The sequence below is a fragment of the Providencia sp. SP181 genome, assembly GCF_050446505.1.
Taxonomy (GTDB): Bacteria; Pseudomonadota; Gammaproteobacteria; order Enterobacterales; family Enterobacteriaceae; genus Providencia; species Providencia vermicola.
On record NZ_JBBPXM010000013.1, the window covers coordinates 18,234 to 38,935 of the forward strand.

Annotated in this window: 17 protein-coding genes; 8 read left to right on the top strand and 9 right to left on the bottom strand. The window is 41.8% G+C overall.

Annotated features, from left to right (window positions below; genetic code table 11):
* The first annotated feature begins 212 nt into the window (after nt 1-212).
* The 3 genes from AABS66_RS17765 to AABS66_RS17775 all read left to right on the top strand — a co-directional run bounded on the left by AABS66_RS17765 (nt 213) and on the right by AABS66_RS17775 (nt 6,106).
* A complete protein-coding gene (locus tag AABS66_RS17765) occupies nt 213-2,495 on the top strand; it encodes an inverse autotransporter beta domain-containing protein (RefSeq protein WP_430225241.1) in 2,283 nt (760 codons plus the stop codon).
* Between the two features lie 285 nt (nt 2,496-2,780).
* Nucleotides 2,781-4,853: an inverse autotransporter beta domain-containing protein gene (locus AABS66_RS17770; RefSeq protein ID WP_430225242.1), complete on the top strand. Its 2,073-nt coding sequence runs from the start codon at nt 2,781-2,783 to the stop codon at nt 4,851-4,853.
* Nucleotides 4,854-5,122: 269 nt separating this feature from the next.
* On the top strand, nt 5,123-6,106 hold the full coding sequence (locus AABS66_RS17775; RefSeq protein WP_272539587.1) for a hypothetical protein: 984 nt from the start codon (nt 5,123-5,125) through the stop codon (nt 6,104-6,106).
* Between the two features lie 186 nt (nt 6,107-6,292).
* Here the strand turns inward: AABS66_RS17775 and rtcR are convergent, their stop codons facing one another.
* Nucleotides 6,293-7,876, bottom strand: coding sequence for an RNA repair transcriptional activator RtcR (gene rtcR, locus AABS66_RS17780; RefSeq protein ID WP_430225243.1), 1,584 nt, complete (start codon nt 7,874-7,876; stop codon nt 6,293-6,295).
* A gap of 909 nt (nt 7,877-8,785) precedes the next feature.
* Here rtcR and AABS66_RS17785 point away from each other — a divergent pair.
* The 3 genes from AABS66_RS17785 to AABS66_RS17795 are packed head-to-tail and all read left to right on the top strand — an operon-like array spanning nt 8,786 to nt 11,947.
* Nucleotides 8,786-9,910: a slipin family protein gene (locus AABS66_RS17785; protein ID WP_206086367.1), complete on the top strand. Its 1,125-nt coding sequence runs from the start codon at nt 8,786-8,788 to the stop codon at nt 9,908-9,910.
* A gap of 2 nt (nt 9,911-9,912) precedes the next feature.
* Nucleotides 9,913-11,139, top strand: coding sequence for an RtcB family protein (locus AABS66_RS17790; RefSeq protein ID WP_206086295.1), 1,227 nt, complete (start codon nt 9,913-9,915; stop codon nt 11,137-11,139).
* 13 nt (nt 11,140-11,152) lie between these two features.
* On the top strand, nt 11,153-11,947 hold the full coding sequence (locus tag AABS66_RS17795) for a nucleotidyltransferase domain-containing protein (RefSeq protein WP_206086294.1): 795 nt from the start codon (nt 11,153-11,155) through the stop codon (nt 11,945-11,947).
* 110 nt (nt 11,948-12,057) lie between these two features.
* On the opposite strand, the gene AABS66_RS17800 is transcribed toward AABS66_RS17795, so the two are convergent.
* The 7 genes from AABS66_RS17800 to AABS66_RS17830 all read right to left on the bottom strand — a co-directional run bounded on the left by AABS66_RS17800 (nt 12,058) and on the right by AABS66_RS17830 (nt 18,009).
* Nucleotides 12,058-12,351 (bottom strand): type II toxin-antitoxin system RelE/ParE family toxin, encoded by a 294-nt coding sequence (locus AABS66_RS17800; RefSeq protein WP_206086293.1) that lies wholly within the window; start codon nt 12,349-12,351, stop codon nt 12,058-12,060.
* 2 nt (nt 12,352-12,353) lie between these two features.
* Nucleotides 12,354-12,623: a type II toxin-antitoxin system Phd/YefM family antitoxin gene (locus AABS66_RS17805; RefSeq protein WP_206086292.1), complete on the bottom strand. Its 270-nt coding sequence runs from the start codon at nt 12,621-12,623 to the stop codon at nt 12,354-12,356.
* A 180-nt stretch (nt 12,624-12,803) separates the two neighbouring features.
* The gene (locus AABS66_RS17810; RefSeq protein WP_206086291.1) at nt 12,804-13,226 is read right to left on the bottom strand and encodes a DoxX family protein; all 423 of its coding nucleotides are present in this window, start codon (nt 13,224-13,226) and stop codon (nt 12,804-12,806) included.
* Between the two features lie 223 nt (nt 13,227-13,449).
* Entirely contained in the window at nt 13,450-14,016 is a 567-nt protein-coding gene (locus AABS66_RS17815) for a molecular chaperone TorD family protein (protein WP_206086290.1), read from the bottom strand.
* Nucleotides 14,017-14,054: 38 nt separating this feature from the next.
* Nucleotides 14,055-14,954, bottom strand: a complete 900-nt coding sequence (locus tag AABS66_RS17820) for a dimethyl sulfoxide reductase anchor subunit family protein (RefSeq protein WP_206086289.1) — start codon at nt 14,952-14,954, stop codon at nt 14,055-14,057.
* Nucleotides 14,951-15,592: a DMSO/selenate family reductase complex B subunit gene (locus AABS66_RS17825; RefSeq protein ID WP_206086288.1), complete on the bottom strand. Its 642-nt coding sequence runs from the start codon at nt 15,590-15,592 to the stop codon at nt 14,951-14,953. The genes AABS66_RS17820 and AABS66_RS17825 overlap by 4 nt, the downstream gene beginning before the upstream one ends.
* A complete protein-coding gene (locus AABS66_RS17830) occupies nt 15,589-18,009 on the bottom strand; it encodes a DMSO/selenate family reductase complex A subunit (protein ID WP_206086287.1) in 2,421 nt (806 codons plus the stop codon). The genes AABS66_RS17825 and AABS66_RS17830 overlap by 4 nt, the downstream gene beginning before the upstream one ends.
* Before the next feature lie 192 nt (nt 18,010-18,201).
* On the opposite strand from AABS66_RS17830, the gene AABS66_RS17835 reads away from it, so the two are divergent.
* A complete protein-coding gene (locus tag AABS66_RS17835) occupies nt 18,202-18,975 on the top strand; it encodes an AraC family transcriptional regulator (RefSeq protein ID WP_272539594.1) in 774 nt (257 codons plus the stop codon).
* A gap of 127 nt (nt 18,976-19,102) precedes the next feature.
* A complete protein-coding gene (locus AABS66_RS17840; RefSeq protein ID WP_206086285.1) occupies nt 19,103-19,723 on the top strand; it encodes a flavin reductase family protein in 621 nt (206 codons plus the stop codon).
* A 49-nt stretch (nt 19,724-19,772) separates the two neighbouring features.
* Here the strand turns inward: AABS66_RS17840 and AABS66_RS17845 are convergent, their stop codons facing one another.
* Complete coding sequence (locus AABS66_RS17845; RefSeq protein ID WP_206086284.1) at nt 19,773-20,288, bottom strand: AAA family ATPase; 516 nt, start codon at nt 20,286-20,288, stop codon at nt 19,773-19,775.
* Between the last annotated feature and the right edge of the window lie 414 nt (nt 20,289-20,702).

Genomic DNA, 20,702 nt, shown 5'->3' on the forward strand with positions numbered 1-20,702 from the left:
CTTATTAAAGTAAGATTTTTTCCAAACAATAAAATATCAGCTTGTTCTAATTATTATTCGATATGCTCGCGGATGTTAATCAACGTCACCAATTCCAAACATTTCCAGCGTACAAAATTCCTTTCCGTATTAATCCAATTAATTCCCAAGCGTTTCCAGTCGCTCATATTCCAAAATAATAGTAATGAATATCCAGACTAGGAATAGATTTAATGTTTTGCTCTAAAAATAAATTTCCCACCCTTTGTGCCTTATTGATGGCGGTCGGGCCATTAGCTATGGTACCAATATTACCCAGCTATGCAAAAATGCTAACACCAGATGAGCTTCCAATTTTAGGCAGCCCTAACCAAATGGCAGAAAATAACGATGGCGAGCGCAATTTAGCTCAATACAGTAAAACTGCAGCAACATTGATCGACTCACAAAAAAGTGGCCATGAAATCTCACAAATGGCGCAAAGTTATTTCAGTAATCAAGCCGCTAATGCCGCGATAGAAGAGATTACCCGTTGGCTGTCAAAGGCTGGTAATGTGAAAGTTGGCCTGAATTTCGATCAACAATTATCCCTTAAAAACAGCCATTTTGATTGGCTGATCCCTTGGTACCAGCAAACTAATATGTTGTTGTTTACCCAGCATAGTATTCACAATACAGATGGGCGATTACAAAGCAACAATGGGGTTGGTCTACGTCATTTCAATGATAAGAGCACTGTGGGTATCAATGCATTCTTTGACCATGACCTTTCACATTACCATTCCAGATTAGGCCTTGGCGCTGAATACTGGCAAAATTACTTAAAGCTAAGTGCGAATACTTATTTCCCTGTTTCTTCATGGCGTAGCTCATCTGAGCTACCCCAATCTTATAATGCACGCCCTGCTCGTGGGTGGGATTTACAAGCACAAGGTTGGCTACCCGCTTACCCTCAACTCGGTGGAAGCCTTAAGTTTGAACAGTATGTCGGTCATAATGTGGCTTTAATGGGGAAAAATAAACTGCAAAAAGATCCCATGGCAGCCACTCTCGGCGTAAGTTGGACTCCTTTTACTCTTGTCACCTTTAGTGCAGATCACAAAATAAGCAGTGGATTACAAGATACCAGTGCCAAAGTACAATTTACTTGGGCATTTGATAAGAATTTCATTGAGCAAATAGACCCATCTAAAGTCGGTGAATCACGGCATGTTTCGAATAATCGCTTTGACTTCGTCAATCGCAATAACAATATTGTTCTTGATTATCAAAAGAAAACTGAAATTCAATTGAAACTCGTAGCAAAAGTTCAAGGGGAGGCAGGACAAGAGTTACCACTCGTACAATCAATAACAACTCAATATCCACTTAAAAAGATTGTCTGGAATGCACCTGAACTACTCGCTGCGGGCGGTGTTATTCATGCTTCTGGCCAAAATACTACCGTAAAGTTACCGCCTTATAAAACCGCATCAACCCCTTCAGAAAGTAAAAAATTGAATCGTTATCATTTAAGTGCTATTGCCTATGATATTAACGGAAATGCCTCATCAACAAGTAACACTCTGATTGAAGTCACTAATATCAGTACCGTAACAACTAGCCAGGCGCGTATTCATAGTTTCACTATCGACCAAACAGGCGCTCTCTCCGATGGGAAGTCAGCGAATATGGTCTCAGCTTATATTACCGATGCTAAGGGCAACCCTATAGCAGGTGAAACCGTCAATTTTACCGCTACTTTAGGGGATATTGCGGCTCAAGGTATTACTAATAAAGCGGGGATCATTAAAATGCCTTTGACGAGTATGAAAAGCGGAACAAGTGAAGTTACCGCAACTATCAATGGCCAAAAAGAAACCATTGCCGTTTATTTTATCAGTGGAACTTTGAAAAAAATTGAGATCCTGAATACTCAGTCAACCTATGCAGGGAAAGAGATAACGATGTCACTCAAATTAACCGATGTGAATGGCAATCCAGTATCTGGTGCGGATGGGATCATAATGGTCAACATTGGCAATAAACAAATTCCCGTCAAGATCGAAGAAAGTTTAGTTAATCTAGGTGAGTATTATGGGTTACTTTCAGGACAAATGGCTGGTGATTACACCATTTCCGTTTCTTTAAATGGAAAAACATCACCTAAACATACGTTAACTGTGAATCCACCACTAACTATCAATGCGATTAATTCTGATGGTAGCGGTCCTAAAGGCCAGTTAGGTGTCGTCGAAAACATTGAACTATCAACATCGTCCACTCATCATGTCACCGTTGGTGGTGATGTACTCATTACGGTCACTCTCAGCGATGCCTTTGGAAACACACTTGAAGGTGTAAACCCAAACAATATCGACCTTGGCCACCATAACGCCAATATATTAGACTGGAATGAAGAAAGCGATGGAGATTATTCTACCTACTTAACACTATTACCATCTGGTGACACTAACATTATTGCTTCAATCAATGGGCATTCAAGCCCTAAGCTTACCGTGTCAGTAACACCTTAGCGTCTTAGACACTCCCCCCTCTACTTTAGAGCGGGGAGTAAAAAAACTTTATTAATCAAAAGATAGCAACGCACATTTCGAACGATTCCACAACACGAATACCCTTTTCCGTTTAAATCCAATCAATTCACAAGCACAGACCACTATTTGCCCTGAAAATAACAGTATTAATATTGATATCAGGATATATGTTCGATGAATTCCCCTTCGTCAAAATTGAACTCAAAACTACCGAGCAGTTTAATACTCTCTACGGTAATTTGGTTCACGGCTATTGGGCTAATAGTGCCAAGTTATGCCCAAATCGCCTATTTAGACGATTTACCTACGCTAGGTAGCAATGCCTTTCAATTTGAGGGAACCCAACCAGGAGATAGCACTGAACGTTTTTTAGCAGAATATGGGCAAAATGCAGCAAACTTTGTATCTGAAGAAAAAAAACAAAAAAAACTTGCAGATATGGCACAAGATTACGCTCGCCATAAAGCCGCAAATATCGCTACTGATGAAATAACACATTGGTTATCTAAAGCAGGTAATACTAGGCTAAATATTAACCTTAATGAAAAGTTATCAATTAAAACCTCTCAATTAGATTGGCTAGTACCTTGGTATGACCAACATGACTTTTTACTATTTTCTCAGCACAGTATTCATCGTACTGATGGTCGTCTGCAAAGTAATAATGGTATTGGATTACGTCATTTTCATCAAAATAGCATGGTCGGGATAAATGCTTTCTTTGACCATGATTTATCCCATTACCATTCGCGCTTAGGACTTGGTTTGGAGTATGCTCAAGATTACGCTAGGGTGAGTACGAATAGCTATTTAGGGCTATCGACTTGGCGTAGTGCATCCGAATTAGCCTATGATTATTATGCACGCCCAGCCAACGGCTGGGATATTCAACTTGAAGGTTGGCTACCCGCTTATTCTAATTTAGGTGCTAACCTAAAACTTGAACAATATTACGGTGATGACGTAGCTTTATTTGGTACAAATGAACGCCAGAAAAACCCAATGGCTGCTACCGTCGGTGTCAACTGGTCTCCATTCCCCCTCCTTGCTCTAAATGTAGAACATAGAATAGGTAATAATGGAGCAAATGAAACAGGTGCAAAAATTGCGTTCAACTGGTTGTTAGGGAGAAGCTTAGAGCAGCACCTTGATACTTCAGTAATAGAGGCTAATCGTCATATTCCCAACAATCGCTATGACTTTGTTAATCGTAATAACAATATTGTGTTGGAGTACCAGAAGAAAACCTTAATTTCGTTATCATTACCGAAAGTTATTCAGGGCGTGACAGGAGAAGAACGCTCTATTATCCGCAACTTAACCACTAAATATCCTCTAGAAAAAATAGTTGTAGATGCCCCTGAATTAATAGCGGCTGGGGGAAGACTCCACCTTAATGGAATAGATAGTTCAGTAAAATTGCCGTCTTACAAAATTACCAACAACGCATTAAAAAACCAACAGCTCAACCTCTATCGCTTAACCGTGACGGTTTATGACACGAAAGGCAATGTTTCACCACAAGTGGAAACGTTAATTGAAGTAACTGGCACAGGCGCGCTCACTATCACTCATGAAAATACCAAGAAAAGAAATAATGGTATCGCTGATGGTAAGGACGCAAATACATTCGCCATCGTAATTAAAGATCCTCTTGGTCACCCTGTCCCCAATGCGAAAGTCAACTTCGTATTGCCTGCAAATCTTAGATCTATTGACCAAAAAAATACGGGATATTATTCATTACTTAATCATTTTATGTGGAAAGCCAAAGCTAAAAAAGCGGTTTCTGAGCAAAAATATAACATTATCGCCAATGATAAAGGCGAGGCATCTATACAATTTACTACTTTTATATCAGGAAGTTATGTAGTAAAAGCAAACACTGAGTATGGCCCAGAAATTAATGAAATGTATCACTTTAAACCCGATATTAGTCAGTCATTTATTAGTAGTATTGATATCATTCGAAACAATGTAGCGGCAGATGGGATCAGTAAAAACAAAATCAAACTGCGTATTATAAATAATAGCCGACAAAGCATTGCTGGTGCACTTGTTCACTTTGAAGCCTCAAATGGCATTATCTCACCAGCTAACCTGACTGATGAGTATGGAAATACGGAATTAGAGATCAGCAGCTTAGTTGAAGGTTCTATAGATATCATTGCTACCTTGAATGGCGATAGTAGAACAATACAAGTGAATTTTCTAAAGTATGCACCTACCTCATATATTCAACCAAGCACAGAGAGTCTTTTCAAGCCCTCAATAAATGAGCAAAACAGACATACATCGTTAAGTTTATTAAGGGAACTATTTCAAAAAATTGGATAACACTACTTGCGATAAAATAAGTTTAATTTATTTGCTCTCTCAGAGGCAAAATTTGGTTCTTAACATTTTTTAATTCAACTCGCCAGTTGATGGATTTATTGGATATATGCACAGTATTGTTTCTTTTAACATTGCCAGTAAAAGCCTTCCACTCCACGTCTTTCCATTTTGGAAATTCCTCTTCTGTTTAAGTCAGAGTAATTCACAAGCTCTTACCTATATAAAAATTCAACAATAACTGAGTTAATATAAAACTAGGAATAAATTGAATGAACCCCGCTACGTCAACGATAAAATCCACACTGAGACACAAGATTTCAAATGGTTTTGTCCTCTTTACGACAATATGGTCTTCAGCCATCATACTCGTTATGGCTAGCCATGCAAAAATGCTAACTTCTGATGACCTGTTAACACTGGTGAATATTCCCGTACTAACAGATGATAACAAGGTAGGGCAGTTTATTACTGAATATAGCCAAAGCGATGCAATAGATGATGTCCATGCGAGTGCAAGTGGTATTGCATCAATCAAGAAAAGCGCACTGATTGAGCAGCCACTGAATAACTCAAACGAAATGGGTCAACAAGGCAGGAAAGGCGTTATTGACAAAGTGGCTATCACGCTTGATCACAGTCACCGTTTTCAATCTGGTAATCCTCTTGATATCACGGTAACGGTGACTGATACCTTTGGTAATGGCTTAGCGGGCTTAAATACAGAGAATATCGATATCGGTAAACACAAAGGTAATACCTTAAACTGGATGGATAATAACGATGGGTCTTACACCACTACTTTGACATTAACAGACGTTGGGAGCAATGATTTAACGACCTTCATCAATAGTACCCGTAGCCCTCTCACTGCAGTACAGGTTAATAACGCAGCAGGAACATCCCATGTTGATAAGGTGAAAATCACTAACATAGAAAAGCGGGTGTCTGGCACAGATAGCATTGCGATTATCGAGCTAATCGATAAATATGGCAATTTGGTGACCAGTGAAACTGAAATTACCGTCAATATTGATGGGCAAGCCTATACACGTCCGGCGAAAGAAGGAAAAACGGGTATTTATCATGTGACATTACCTGAGCTAAAAGCAGGCAATCACAATATTAACGCGAGTGTGAATGGTAAATACTCAACTGACACAACCTTAGTCGTCAGTCCTATCCAATCAAGTCGAAAAAATCAAACTGAACAGGTAGAAAAAATAAAAAAAGCATTATGGGCCATATTGTCATAACAGCGGTGATCAATTTGAGAGGGCTCAAAAACTTTAATCTCGGCAATTAATGGCTATCTCCCTGAAAAACCATTTCAGGGAGCCTCAGGTTAGAAAGTAACGAACACAACAAACCGTATCTACCAAACCATAAATCTCAGCCTCAGCGGGGATATTTATTTCTGCAATTTAGCAATATAAAGCCTCTTAACCGTCAGCTTTCACACTATCCCAATCTAACCCAAATTTCGCCAAATATTTTCGTAGTCTATCTGCATCATTGGGTTGTTTTTTCTGTTGCCGAGATACCGCAAATAGTGCACGCCCCGCCTCTGAAAGGGATGAAGAACGGCGGCACACATCCAGTACTGTGGCTAACTGTTGTTGGTCGAATAAATCAATTTCACCCACGTGTTTAGGTAATGGATTGCTTGATTTAACTTGCCACTGGGATTGCAAACGCTCAATTTCCTCTTCAGCTATCGACTTGGTGACCCGCCCTTTTTCAGCAAATGTTGCCATTCGGCTAATCGATGCCCCCAGTTCGCGGAAGTTACCGCGCCATAACGCCTGTTCTGAGCACGCAAATTTCACATACACTTTGCGCGCTTCGCTATCAAAACGGATTTGGTTTTGCGCATCTTGGCTGAACTTCACAAGCTCATAATCGATATTCGGCTCAATATCTTCACGGCGATCGCGCAAACCAGGTAAAGCAAACGTCCACATATTGATGCGGGCGAATAAATCTTCACGAAATTTCCCCTCTTCAACCTGTTGCACCAAGTTGCGATGGGTTCCCGCAATCAATTGAAAATCACTGTGAATTTCTTCATCGGCACCATAAGGGAAAAAACGTTTTTCTTCGATGGCTTTAAGCAGCATCGCTTGCTCATCAAGGCCGAGCTCAGCGATTTCATCGAGAAATAAAATGCCGCTATCCGCTTCTTTTAACAACCCTTTTCGGGAGTTTAACGCCCCCGTAAATGCCCCTTTCACATGGCCAAACAACGTCGACATGGCATTATCACCGCGTAACGTGGCGCAATTCACTTCCACAAACCGCCCTTTCACTTGGTGACGGCTTTCACGCAATTGGTAAATTCGTCGAGCCAGAAATGATTTCCCCGCACCTGTCGGGCCATTCAATAAAATAGGGGCTTTTGAGCGTAGCGCCACCCGTTCAATTTGCTCAATCATGGTATTAAACGCGCTGTTACGCGTGGCAATACCTGATTTTAAAAACGAAACTTGCTGCTGTTGCTCTTTTTGGAAGCGACTAGTGATATGGGTGTAACGGCTTAAATCAAGGTCAATCACCGTGTGAATACCCATCGGGTCTTTTTCCCTGCCCTTTTCACTGGGTGATGTTTGAATAAGTTTAGCGGGCAAATAATGCGCTTCAGTTAATAAAAACCAACAAATTTGTACCACGTGCGTCCCTGTAGTGATGTGCACAAGGTACTCTTCGTTATCCGTATCAAAGGGGTAACTCGCAGAAAAATCGAGCAGCGAGGTATACACCTCCTCGAAATCCCACGGATCTGCAATATCCACCTCATGCAATACGACCTCCGTTTGCGGTGAGGCTTGCTCGATATCCTCTTTAACACGCTGCGCCATCGAGTAGTCATTGACCTGATGAATCAATTCAAAGCGACCAATATTGATATTCGGCTGTTGGCATAGCCCCACAGTTGGACGCCATTTGGTCCAGCGATTGGCTTTTTTACCTCGCCTGTCTAATACCGTGCCAAGCACACCTATCACAACCTTGCGTTTCTCGCTCATGATTTATATAAATTTATAAAATACGATATAAAAAGATAATAAATAGCCTAATTCATTTTCTCTCTCATTGTAAGCAACATTTAGCAAAAAAATAATTAATCTTTATTTTTCATTAAGATAAAAATATTTTTCACCTCATTTAAAAAGTTGGCACGCTTCTGGCAATTATAAATTTATCCACTGCCGGAAAATGTCTGAACTTCGCGTTCAACCGGTGCAGACATGGTGGCTGTTGTCACTACATGGTCTGTATGCCGCCGTCGGTAAGATACCTTGGTAATAGCCTAGCTATCAGGTTCGACTCCTGAACTTAAAATACGATTCCAAACGTAAATAAAACCTAGCTGAAGTTTAGCTAACAACTGGCACTCGAGAGCCTCACCGAGTGATGAGCAGAAATTTAGACAGCCGATCTGGCGCTCTTTCTTTCCCCTCATAACTTCGTTTTGTTCTTCAGCGCCAGACACATAAATAAAAGGAAAAATAATGAAAAAAATAAATGTTGCTCAAGGACTTATTGCACTAACGTCAAAAAATGGTGATTTCAAACAACTGTTAGTGGCAGGCGAGCACCGCGTACAAGATTGGTTTAATAAACTGACGGTTTCATTTTTCACATTAAACAATGAACCGATTGAAGAAAAACTGGCAAATCATTTGCGCCAATTCCATATGGATTGGGTAAATACGTATTGTGTTGATATTAATTTATCCGATGATGAAGTCGCTTTTTTATACTTACATCATCATTTAGTTGAAATTATCGCGCCACAAACACGCCGTTTATACTGGAAAACCAACGATGATTTACGTATCGAAAAACATAACGTGACCCAATTAGCCATGACCAATGAATTAACGGATCATTTAGTGCACAAAAAAGGGGTTAAAGGCCGTGATTTATGTGTAATGGCGCAAATTTTTGCGGGGCAAATTGGCCTGCTCAAAGTGGATGGTGAAATAAAAAGCCTGTTAGAAGCGGGAAATTACGGTTTTTGGTCAGTTAAACAGAAGCCTGAGATTCAAATCATTGATGTTTGCTCACAGTCCATTGATAAACCAATTGATTCTGTGCTTGCTGAGCAAATTCGCCAATATCACCCAAATTGGGTAGCCTCCTATGGCGTTGATATTGATTTATTAGATGATGAGATTGGTTTTTTATATTCACACAATAACTTGGTTGAAATTTTATCGCCAGCAACGCGCCGTCTGTACTGGAAATCTGGCAATACACTGCGCGTCGAAAAACAAAAAGTGGGGCATTTAGTGTTACCAGAAGCCTTAACACAGCGCTTAGCCGCGAAAAAACGTATCAAAGGCAGCGAGCTATGCCTTGTCGCTCAAATACCCGCTTGGCATATTGGCGTGTTAAAAATTGATGGTGAAATCACGGGTTTACTTGAAGCAGGTACGCACGGTTACTGGCGTGTAGAACACACGCCTGAAATTGACATTATTGATACGCGTTTACAATCACTGGAAGTCAGCGGGCAAGAAATCTTAACCAAAGATAAAGTGACGTTGCGCATTAATTTATCGGCTAACTGGCGCTATGCCGATGTGCTACATGCATTTTCTCAATTGAGTCAGCCAGTAGAACATTTATACCGTGAATTACAGTTTTCATTAAGGGAGATCGTGGGCACCCGCACACTGGATGAACTATTAGAAAACAAGCAGTTAATCGATGAACTCATGCTAATGCAAGTGGTGCAAAGTATTGCGGAGTTTGGCTTAGAGGTCGACAGCATTGGTGTAAAAGACATTATTTTACCGGGCGAAATGCGCACTATATTGTCCCAAGTGGTTGAAGCTGAAAAATCAGCACAAGCTAACGTGATCCGCCGCCGCGAAGAAACGGCCGCCACGCGTTCGCTGTTAAATACTGCCAAAGTGATGGAAAACAACCCTGTTGCGCTGCGCTTAAAAGAGCTCGAAACCTTAGAAAGCATCGCACATCGAATCGACCAAATTTCCGTTTACGGTGGATTAGACCAAGTATTAAACGGATTGGTAAAAATTAAGGAATAACAATGAGTCATAATAATTTCAATCAATTAATTCAAGAAACTGGCGTACCTGTAAAAATGTGGACTAACGGCGTTCCTGTTGATCCGAAAGCGGTAACACAATTGCAAAATACCGCCAAGATGCCCTTTATTTTTAAACACTTAGCAGTAATGCCAGATGTACACGTAGGGAAAGGATCAACCATCGGGAGTGTGATCCCAACCAAAGGGGCGATTATCCCTGCCGCAGTGGGAGTCGATATCGGTTGTGGAATGATTGCAGTGCGTACATCCCTAACCGCGTCTGATTTGCCTGATAGCTTACAGAATATTCGTTTTGCTATCGAAGCCGCTGTGCCGCACGGACGAACGACTCATCGACACGGACGTGATAAAGGAGCATGGCACCGTACACCAGATATTGTGGATACCCATTGGGCGCATTTGGATGAGGACTTTAAACGTATTTGCGATAAGTACCCAAAACTACGTGGGACTAACCATTATAACCACTTAGGAACGCTGGGAACGGGGAACCACTTTATTGAACTGTGTTTGGATGAGCAAAATCGTGTATGGGTGATGTTACATAGCGGGTCACGCGGAGTAGGAAATGCGATAGGTAACCTATTCATTTCATTGGCACAAAAGGATATGCAGCAACATATCGCTAATTTGCCAGATAGGGATTTAGCGTACTTTGAAGAAGGCAGCGTGCATTTTAATGACTATATGGAAGCCGTGGGTTGGGCGCAGGATTTCGCCCGCCATAACCGCGAAGTGATGATGCACCGTGTGTTGGAAGCACTTTCACGTGAAATTCCAAAACCGTTTACCACCCAACAAGAAGCGGTAAATTGCCACCATAATTATGTGCAAAAAGAGCAACATTTTGGTGAAGAAATTTTGGTGACACGAAAAGGCGCAGTGTCTGCTCGAAAAGGCCAAATGGGGATCATTCCAGGGTCAATGGGAGCGAAAAGCTTTATTGTGCGCGGACTGGGCGATGAAGAAAGTTTTTGCTCTTGCAGTCACGGTGCAGGCCGTGTGATGAGCCGAACTGAGGCTAAAAAGCGTTTTTCAGTCAGCGACCAAAAAATGGCAACTGCGCACGTTGAGTGCCGAAAAGATAGCGATGTGATTGATGAAATTCCAATGGCATATAAAGACATTGATGCCGTAATGGCAGCGCAATCATCATTAGTTGAAATCGTGCATACCCTACGCCAAGTGGTGTGTGTGAAAGGTTAAAAAAGGAGAAAGCATGGAAACCAACCGTGGAAGCGTATCCGTGCTAATGAAAGAACGGATATACCGTACCTTAAAAGACATAGAAGAAAGTCACCACGTTAAAGTTCTTTTTGCTTGTGAATCAGGCAGTCGCGGTTGGGGCTTTGCCTCCCGCGACAGCGACTATGATGTGCGATTTATCTATGTTCATAAATTAGACTGGTACTTAACGCTAGACCCCAAGCGGGATGTCATAGAGAAACCGATAGATGATGAGCTGGACGTTTCTGGCTGGGAATTATCCAAGGCTTTAAAATTAATGCGTAATTCAAACCCCGCATTAATAGAATGGCTACATTCCCCTATTGTCTACTTTAAAGACAATGATTTTTTTGCTGAGCTAGAGCAACTTGCTGCAAGATTTTATTCACCATTAAAGTCTAGATATCATTATTTATCAATTAGTAAGCGTAACTTACATACGGATTTTAAAGGTAAAGAAGTCAAACTTAAAAAGTATTTTTATCTGCTTAGAGCCGTTTTAGCACTGCGTTGGATAGAAATGCATAAAAGTATGCCACCGATGGCTTTTTCAGAATTAGTGACTGCAACCGTTACCAATAAATCTGTGTTGGCAGAAATTGAAGCACTGTTAGTAATAAAGTCGAATGTCGACGAAAGCCATTATGGTGCAAGGCGCCCTGCGATAGATGCACTAGTGATGGAGACCGTTGAACGCGCTGAGCGTTTGGATTTTCCTGAACCTGCATGTCGAGACAGCAGCTTGTTAGACCTATTTTTCCGCGAAACTGTGTTGAAAAATGACTAATTCAACAGGTTATTGTTCAAAAAAGAAGACCATCAGAAAATCTTGATGGTCTTCTTTCAAAAGCAATATCAAATACCTAATGAAAATTGACTTATCGCAAAAACGAATTTTTATAAATGAGAATGGGGATCTTGCGTATGATGTAATACTGCCAGCACCTCAATACCTTCAGGCGCTTTTCGATAATAAATAATATGACTTTCGACAGGGAAGCTGAAAATCCCCAAATACAAATCTTCACTGCGATCACGCCCAAGAGATGGCTGGCTCGCGAGTATGTCGGTCATTGTCACTCGTAATGAGTTAGCATAAGCCTCTGCAACATTAGCCCCCCATCTACGCATAGAATAAAGCCTAATTGAGCGGATATGGCCTTTCGCTTTCTGAGTAAACCTAACGCTCATCCTTAAGCCTTATTATCAAGTTCATCCCTAGTTAATGGAGCAAATACATCATCAATACTATGAAATTCCCCGCGCTCTGCTTGCGAAATAGATTCAGCCAAAACCGCTTTTAAGTTCTGTAATTTTAACTGCATTAACTGGTCATATTCATCAGAAGAGATAACAACAGCAACACGCTTCCCATGTTTACTTATTTCAACAGGCGCACGTTGAACTTTCATCAATAAATCACCAAATTGATTTTTAGCAACTTGTGCGGAGATCGTTTCCATACATCACCTACAGGATAAAATGGCTTGTTTAGTCATTATAGCTAAAATGGCTTAAATTACCAATAATGCAAAAGTATCGCTCACCTTGAATTCCCAGTACGTTAGACAAAAAATAAGACCATCAGAAAATCTTGATGGTCTTTTCTCAAAGCAATGTCAAAACACTTAACTAAAATTTATTTATCGCCAGCATGCATTGCGCATCACTGAAAATCGTCCTGAGCCCATAAATGCCAATGCAATGGCACTTAAGAAGAAATACACAATACTTTCAATCGCCCATGCCCCTGTTTTATCCAGAACGAAGGTTTTATCTAAACCAATCATCAGCCATGCAACAACCATGGTAAACGCCACTAACAATGCAGATGGACGAGTTAATATCCCTAAAATAATAAAAATAGGGGCAACGACTTCGCCTAGAATAGTGCCGTAAGCGATAAATTCAGGTAGACCGTAAGAAGCCAGTAACGCCTTGATACCACTAGCACCTGTCATTAACTTGCTCATTCCATGGAACAGCATTAGCCCGCCCACAGAAAGACGTAACAGTAATTTTCCCGCATCTTCATGGGACAACAGCCGATTAAATAGATTGACCACTTTATACCCCCTTCGCTGTAAATACCTATCATTAAGTAGTATGACGTAAAAATGTATTATGGCTTAGAAAATTAAAGTGGGAATCATTTTAATTTGCATTTCTTATAACTAAATCAATTTTCATTTAATTATAAATTGTTAACTATTTCCTCATTCAAATATTACGTTTAATTAACCATTTAACATTCAAATATACTGAATTAAAAGTCACATTGATAAAAGACTAGCGGCATGATTTAACTGTGACTAGCGCTAACTCAGTTAATGGCGAATAAAAAGAATTTGGCATTGTTCTATTTAGTTGATGGTAAAACTGTGGTAACCAACTTTCCAAATGGTCAACAAGTAATTCTTTTAATGCACGCTCTCTCACCTCTGACGCTAATACCGCTGCCTGAAATAACATTAAACCAACATGGTCTGAAGGTTCTGGGTAACGTGTTTGCACTTTTAACCGCTCGCGTTGTAAAAATGCACTTAACGCTTGCGTTGAAGAACCTTGCAATACCCCCTCAGGGTCGAGATACACCGAGCCCCAAGGTGGAGCGGGTAATGTATTGGGGCCAATAAACAAATCAGCCCATTGCTTATGTAATTGTTGCCGTTCAATATTTAAAAACTGCGTGATTTGATGGCTCAATTGAGGACTTATTTTACAAGGCCATTGTTCAGAAAAATCATCCAATTTAAAAAAGCTTAATGCATAGTGACTTGCATCATCATTGGGCGAAAACAAATAGCAAGTCCCCAAAATATTAAAAGCCGCTGCGTAATGTGAAAAGTGGATCATAATGACCAAGACTTCCTAAAAAATGAATCACAATTGCCTTAAATATGAATAGAGTAAAAGCAATAACGCAGCATAAACTCAGCAACAATCGCACAGGTACACCCCAGCACTAAATAGCCCTGACCGTTTGAAGTTAATACCTCACTTGACGCTGTGCGCATACGACGGAATATACCAACGCCTAAAACTATCACCGCTAACATTCCTACCACCCAGCTGGTCATACGTAATGACCAAATCGCTTGATAAGCATGAATAGAATCGATAGGAAAGGTTATCGACTCATTGTTATAACTCGTGTGGACAAGGTAACTTTCATAAGCGGGTTGATAAACCAGGCGAATAAATAAGCTCACCCCTATAACTGCCCATAATATCCACAGCCCGCGGGTCGGAATTTGTACCCCAGCGCTACCTGCTTTAAAACGCAGTAATAAACTGATTAATAAATAATAACCCGCAGCGCCAGCCGTTAGCATCGTGCCGTAGAACATCAGATAAGTATTATCATTCATCCACGTTAACATTGATGTATAACGATAGATTGACGCCATAGCATATACATCACACAGCCCTGCAATAATCGCCATCCCCAGTAGCAGATAAGACAATTCTTTTTTAAACCAAAGCCATAAAAAAGTGAGTCCTAAAAATGTAAAGTAGGTGGCAGTAAGAACCACTTCTCGACTTAGCCAAGAGGAAAAAAGATTTAGCAACGAATTAGGTGCATTGAGTGGCACACCTAAGTGGGTAATCGAAGATAATAATCCTACCCCCGCAAAGACACAGGCCACAAATAAATACCACAAGAAAAATTGCGAATTAATTTTACCTGCAAACACCGAAGACAGTTTCTTTGCAGAAACGCCTAACATAATGCTTAACCCAATAGATAACTGCATCAAAAAGGTGAATAACAATAATGGCCATTCGTTCATTTGGTTTCTCCTTGTGTGTCTTGAGACTGACGACCAGAACCTTGGTGTGGGTGAATAACAAGGTTAGGGTGTGTAATCGAGGAATCTGGTAACCCTCGTACATCCGCCAATTCACCATAACGTTTTCTGAGCTCGTCAATTGAGCCAAACTGAATTGCACCTAATGGGCAGGTTGCCACACAAACGGGTTGCTCACCTTTGAGCTGCAGGTCAATGCAAAAATCGCATTTTGACATTTGTTGTGTCTCTGGGTTCATCTGCGGCGCGCCATACGGACAAGACCATGCACAGGTGCCGCATCCAACGCACTTGTCCGTATTAACCATCACAATGCCGTCACCTTCGCGCTTATGCATCGCGGTGGTCGGGCAATTTTTGACACACATAGGGTCGGCACAGTGGTTGCATGAAATAGATAACGTATAGGCAAAGACATTATTCACCAGCCCCCCTGTGCCGTTTTCGATAAACTCACCGCCAGTTACTTCGTAAACACGGCGGTATTTGCGCCCGACGTCGAGGTTGTTTTTATCTTTACAGGACACCTGACACGCTTTACAGCCAGAGCAGCGTGCCGAATCGATATAAAACCCGAGTTGTTTGTCACTAACTGCGGGATAAACGTGGAATTTACTCATGCTTTTGTTACCTCCACCAATAATGTTTGATGGGCATTTCCGTGAGCCATTGCCGTGCTACGCGCTGATGTTAATACGTTGGCGCACCCACCTTGGTCAATACCATTTTCATCAGGCTGCCACCATGCACCTGCTTGCAGTGCAACGACCCCTGGCATAATGCGCTGAGTGATTTTTACTGGCACTTGCGTTACCCCACGGTCATTGTTCACTTTGGCATAATCACCTTCAACAATGTTTCGGCGCTTAGCATCAATTGGATTAATCCATAGCTCTTGGCGCTGGACTTCTTGCAGCCATGGGTTAGCAAATTGCGTTGAGTTGGCGCGATTTCGGCCTTTCCACGTAATAAGCTGCAGCGGGAAACGTGTCGTTAATGCATCTTCTGGCCCTTCAATCGCTGGGACATAATGAGATAACGCAGGAATATCAACATCATGACGCTCATACAAACGCTTCGAGAAAATCTCAATTTTCCCAGATGGCGTTTCAAATGGGTGTTTTTCAATATCATTAATGTTTTTTTCAAACGCCACATGCCCGATATGCGGTTTGTGTTTCAGTAAATGACGACGTTTTACCAACAGCTCATCAAAGGTAGGAATTCCATCCTCAGGGCGTTTTTGGTGGGCATCGTTAACGAGATGTTCAATCCACTGTTTTTCTGTACGGCCTTCACTAAATTTCTCGCCAACACCGAGCTTTTCAGCTACTTCACACAACCATTCATAATCACTGCGGCGTTCAAACTCTGGCTCAATGACTTTTTCAGATAAAATAATGTAGTTACCCGTTCCCCAAGTTCCCCCCACATTCCAGCGCTCTAAAAAACTGGTTTCGGGCAATAAAATATCGGCATATTTGGCACTCGGTGTCATATATAAGTCGCTATAGACGATAAATTCCACCTTACTTTCATCCTCCAGTACTTTGGCGGCGTGCAATATATCGGGATTTTGGTTGGTCATATAATTACCCGCTAACGAGAAAATCATTTTTATCTCGGTATCGAGCTTTTCGGCATTTTTCAGGCCGTTATTTGGTGTGACAAGGCTTTTATCTTCACAGGCTTGAACCCAATTGGTAATGTTGATTTTCGCCTTAACTGGGTTTTCGAATAAGCTTGGGCCCGCCAACGTTTTGCGTAAATCTGGGGTAACGGCCATACCATACCCCGCAGCCCAACCCCCTTTCACACCTACATTACCCGTGATAGTCGCTAATAACGTTGCACCACGCGCTGAGCGCTCGCCGCAAATATGGCGTTGAGGCCCCCAACCTTGCATCAATGCTGCAGGTTTAGTACCTGCATATTCACGTGCTAACTGGCGGATGGTATCTGCGGGAACTTTGGTTATGGGTTCCGCCCATTCAGGGGTTTTCACTACCCCATCTTTTTTGCCCATTAAATAAGCCACCAATGACTCATTTTCAGGCACACCATCAGGCATCTGGTGCTCATCAAAACCGACTGTATATTTATCAATAAAGGCTTGGTCATGGCGATTTTCACTGATGATCACATACATCATCGCGTCCATCATCGCGTTATCCGTAGTTGGTAAAATGGGGATCCATTGGTCAGCTAATGACGACGCAGTATCAGAATAGCGTGGGTCGACAACAATAAATTTGGTGCCATTTTTCTTCATTTTTTGGAAATAATGATTGGAATGCCCAAAAATGGTTTCATTGGGGTTATGCCCCCATAAAATCACCAATGGAGTATTTTCCAACGTATCCAAAGTACTGCCACTCGCGGAAGTTCCATAGGTATAAGGTGTTACCGCCATGGTGTTGCCATTACTGACCGAGTGGTAATTCTCTAAAAAACCGCCTGTGATATTGAATAAACGGCGTAACATGTTCGCACCAGAAAAAATCCCCCCAGTAACCCCAGTACTTAAGCTAACAAAGCGTGAAGCGGGGCCATATTGTTCATTGATTCGTTGCATGTTACTTGCGATCAGCGTGGTGGCTTCCTCCCAACTGATCCGCTCAAAACGCCCTTCTCCACGTTTACCAACACGTTTCATTGGGTATTTCAGCCGGTTAGGGTGGTAAACAAATTTCCGATAACTACGACCACGCACGCATGCACGCATGATTGGCATCTCTTCATCAAGATCAGCATCAGGTCGAGTGCTAATACGCGTGACAACACCTTCTTTAACATGCGCACGAATATCGCATTTCCCACCACAGTCAAAACTACTGCAAGTGGAAACGACGCGTTCCCCTTCATTATTAATCGTTTTTGTTGGAATGATATCTGGGTTTTCTGGCGTTGAAGCAACCGTATTTGCGGCTAAAAAAGGGACAGCCATGAGTGCAGAGCTGCCCTGAATAAACCGACGACGGGTTAAAGGTTCAATCAGGCCGACTTGCTCATCATTCTGATTGTTGTAATTTTCCATGATAACTCTACCTCAGGCATACATTGGGTTTCCGCGCTAGGGTAATCATTTTCCGTTTTACCAACTTTCGAAAAACAGCCAAAGAGATCGGAATTTCAGCCAACCATGGAAAACATGTGGTTATATCAATAAAAATTGCCTATATTCGAAAAAAAAATCATTATGTTTGTATTTCAGCCAAGAGGAATTTCCATGAGAAATATCCCCCTTAAAACCGTTGATTCGGTTCCACGTGATGTTCTCGCGATCGGAACTGATTACTTACCGAATGTGTTACTGGACTCTCATGTTCACCGCCGCGCACAATTTTTATATGGTGCAACAGGTTTGATTGAAGTGAGCACAGATGATGGCGAGTGGGTTATTCCTCCAGATAGCGGTGTGTGGATCCCCTGCAATACGCCCCATGAAACCCGCATGCTAAATGTGAGTACGCGCAGCTTGTATATCGAACCCGCAGCGGCACCACGCAAAGGGAATAAATGCGAAGTGCTCCGCGTTTCACCATTACTTCGCCAGTTATTACTGGAAGCTGTCGATACGCCTATCGAATATGACCTTCATGGCCGTGATGGCGCCATGATCCAATTGATCTTGCACGAAATTGAGCGTGCGGAGCCTTTACCATTTTATGCGCCGATCCCACGGGATGAGCACCTCGCCCATATGTGTCGTGAATTTTTAAAGGCGCCTCAGATCACCTCTCTTCCCCAAGAGTGGGCAGCGAAACTCCATAAAAGTGAGCGTTCTTTTAGCCGCTTTTTCGGAGCACAAACGGGATTGTCTTTCTCAGATTGGCGCCAACAAGCTTGCTTGCTCAGTGCCATCACTCATATTTCCGCAGGAAAATCGATTACCGAAGTGGCTTTTGACTTGGGTTACAGCAGTGTCGGGTCTTTTTCCACCATGTTTAAAAAGTGGCTGGGACAAAGCCCTTCTAGTTTTATCCAGCGCATTGGTGAGTAATATCAGCCTATTATTCACTCATTGCTATCCGCTGACTGCTAACTTTATGCGTTCATTGCATTTTTCATTTTTTAACCTTACGCCAGCCCCTATTATCCGTTAGGATAAAACAAAAAAGGAGCTTGCAATGACAACCAAATTCTATAGTTATCAACCAACTAAAGGGCATGGTCTTCCCCATGATCCTATTCCATCTTTAATCGGCCCACGTCCTATTGGTTGGATCTCAACCTGTGACAGCCAAGGCCGAACCAACCTTGCTCCTTATAGCTTTTTCAATATTTTTAACTATTCCCCCCCCATTTTGGCCTTTTCCAGCGTGGGTAAAAAAGACTCTGTCACCAATGCCATCGAAACAGGGGAATTTGTCTATAACCTTGCGACACTAAGCCTTGGTGAGCAAGTTAATATGAGCAGTGCCACCCTTGAGCGAGGGGAAAGTGAGTTTGCTTTAACACAACTTTCCACCCTACCTTCAACATTGATTTCGCCACCACGCATAGCACAAACTCCCGTCTCGATGGAATGTGTGGTCACTCAGTATCAGCAACTTAAACGCGCTGATGGCCAATTACTGGATACGTGGATGGTCATGGGAGAGGTTGTCATGGTGCATATTGATGAATCCACCTTAACTGATGGGCTTTATGATTGTGCAGTGCAAAAACCGTTGCTACGTGCAGGTGGCCCCGCAGATTACTATTGGATTGAACAACAACAAAATGTGAAGATGTACCGTCCAAAATAATCAATATTTTCAGCAGTCTGCGAACAAGTTAGACCGCTGAAAATATCACCTATTCAGGATAAAACTGGCAATTTAATTGTTCATCTGGCGCAGGGTAAGAAAAATGTGCGGTGATTAAATCAAACTGTGTGTCTGAGGTGTGAAAAGGGTTTTCACCTGTTAAATTACGCGCTGCAAGGCGTGCTTTGCACTCATCATTATCAACCTGTAAAACGTGAAAAACATACGGTACATTCGATAATTGGGCGAGTGACTTTAGCCATTGTCGCTGATTCGGCGTATTCGCGGGGAAGTCCATCACAACCGTATTACCTGCATCCATCAATTGTTTGATATGCTTTTCTAACACCTTTTTCACCAACGTACTTTTGGCGATATAGTGGGTGAGCTCAGTGACTTCATTAGGGTACAACGTCGAAAGCCATTCATCTTCACTCAATAAAACCGTTCGAGGCTGCTTAGCTAACTGTTTGGCGAGAGTTGACTTCCCAGACGCAATTTTCCCACAGAGAAAATGCAAACGAACTTTGTTATCAGAGAGTTGTGGTGTTCCAGTTAAATTCATATATGTTTCCTTGCTGATGATTTGACCAGACAAGAACAAAAAACCCGCCTTGCCTGGCGGGTTTCGGTTGTCGCTTATCCCCACCACTAAGTGATGGTAATAATCATGCTTAAACGTGCGACAACCTGTGACATATTTTTTTCCTAAATAGAGTTAACGCTAACTTATCAGCCATCAATACGATTAGTCAAATACGGTTTTCACTCTCATTTATATTGTTCAGAAAAAGGCCTGAATAAATTCAGGCCTCAGACTGCTGACAAACCGATTAGGTTTGGCTGCAGGTTGGATAGTTTTGAAAATAAACGAGGAAAATCAATTTATTGATTTTCGGCTGATAACACAAAGCAGGAAAAACCACGCTTTTATCCTGCTTTGTCAACAACCTCAGGCCTGAATAAATTCAGGCCTTTA